Raw genomic sequence first — 1981 nt, 5'->3', positions numbered from 1 at the left:
ATCCGTTAGAGAATTTCACGTTAAGTTGTGAAGATGCTTCCAACTATGTTGCTGGTTCATTAGGATATAACAATGGCTTAGAAGGCGATTGTAGCTTAAGTGGTTCATTAGAGCCAATCCAAAAGAATCAATTTGATGCGTGTGGCGGAAAAATATTAGTTGATTATATCGGAGAGGATGCATGTGGTAATCCACTAAGTGCAACTTTAGATATTACAGTTGATCCAGCACCAGCACCAGTATTTGATGCTATTGAGGTAGAGGCAGAATTATCATGTGCAGATGCAGCGACTTACGCAGCAAGTGCATTGAACTATTCAAATGGATTAGAAGGAGTTTGTGAGATTAGTGGTTCAGTAGAGCCAGTACAGACAAATGATTTTGATGCATGTGGTGGAAAAATCACCATAACATGGACAGGACAGGATCAGTGTGGTAACCCACTAAGCGCAACAGTAGATATTGATGTATTACCAGCGCCAGAGGCAAGTGTAACTACACCAGAATTTCCATCTAACCTAGCCTGTTCAGATGCAGAGGGCTTTACAGTAGCTGCAGCGACTTATACAAACGGTTTAACAGGAGATTGTGAGATTTCAGGATCATTAGAAGCAAACGTTGTAAAACAATACGATGCATGTGGCGGAAAGATAACTATTACATATAATGGTGAAGATGCATGTGGACGTCCACTGAGTGCAGGACCATTTGATGTAGATGTTGATCCAGCACCAATGGCAGAGATAATAGATGGACCTGGAGATATTGTTATTTCTTGTGTAGATGTTGCCGGTTTTGAGCCAGATACATTAAATTATAGTAATGGTTTAGCAGGAGCTTGTGAAATTTCAGGTTCAGTAACAGGAGTATTAAGTGGAACATCTACAGTATGTGGAGGAGAATTATTAGTTACTTGGGATTTTGTTGATGAGTGTGGTAGAGAATTGTATTATGAGCAATTTGTTACTGTTACACCAGCACCAGAGGCAAGTTTTGAAACGCCAGAGCATGAAGAGATTTCTTGTGCAGATGCAGAGAACTACCAACCAGGATTATTAAGCTATTCAAATGGATTAGATGGTGAGTGTGGAATCAACGGAGAAGTACAAGGTGTATTAAGCGGAGAGTTTAATTCATGTGGTGGATTATTATTTGTTGATTGGACTTATACCGATGAGTGTGGACGAACAATCACAGCAAGAAAACAATTAAAAGTAGATCCAGCACCAGCACCAACGTTAGATGTTGTAGAAGACTTCACATTGAGTTGTTCAGATGCAGATTCATATGAGGCAGGATCATTAGCTTATAGCAATGGATTAGAAGGGACTTGTAATATTTCAGGTTCATTAGAGCCAGTACAGACCAATAATTTTGATGCTTGTGGAGGTACAATCACAGTAACTTGGAATGGAGAAGATATTTGTGGTAATCCACTAAGTGCTTCACAGACCATTACAGTTGACCCAGCACCAGAGGCAGAATTTATCAACCCATTACCAAATATCAATGTTACATGTGATTTAGCAGACGATTATATCGTTACTGATTTAGCATACAGCAATGGATTAGAAGGTACATGTGGTATCAATGGAGCTGTTCCAGGCGTATTAAGCGGAAGCTATGATGCATGTGGAGGGACTTTATATGTAGACTGGAAATTTGTAGATTCATGTGGACGAGAAATCGAATACAGAAAAACAATTACAGTTTTACCAGCACCAGCACCAGAAGTAACAGCACCAGAGTTTTCAGATAAGATTGCTTGTTCAGATGCAGCAGGGTTTGAAGCAGCTAATGCTACTTATACAAATGGCTTAAGCGGTTTATGTGAGCTTTCAGGTGAGTTAGAAGCAACTGTTATAAAAGAATACACAGCATGTGGAGGCTTAATAACAATTACTTATAGTGGAGCAGATGCATGTGAAAACCCATTGAGTGCAGGACCATTCTACATAGAGGTAGATCCAGCACCAGAGGC

General features: G+C 39.9%; 1 protein-coding gene. It reads left to right on the top strand.

All coding sequences use genetic code 11. The features are described 5' to 3' along the window. The coding region (locus TD18_RS17290) for a hypothetical protein (protein WP_040254859.1) at positions 1–1981 on the top strand (1981 nt) is incomplete at both ends.

Source organism: Psychroserpens mesophilus (assembly GCF_000826645.1).
Classification (GTDB): domain Bacteria; phylum Bacteroidota; class Bacteroidia; order Flavobacteriales; family Flavobacteriaceae; genus Psychroserpens; species Psychroserpens mesophilus.
Note: the sequence above shows the minus strand (reverse complement) of the source record. Positions and strands in the feature narration are given on the sequence as shown.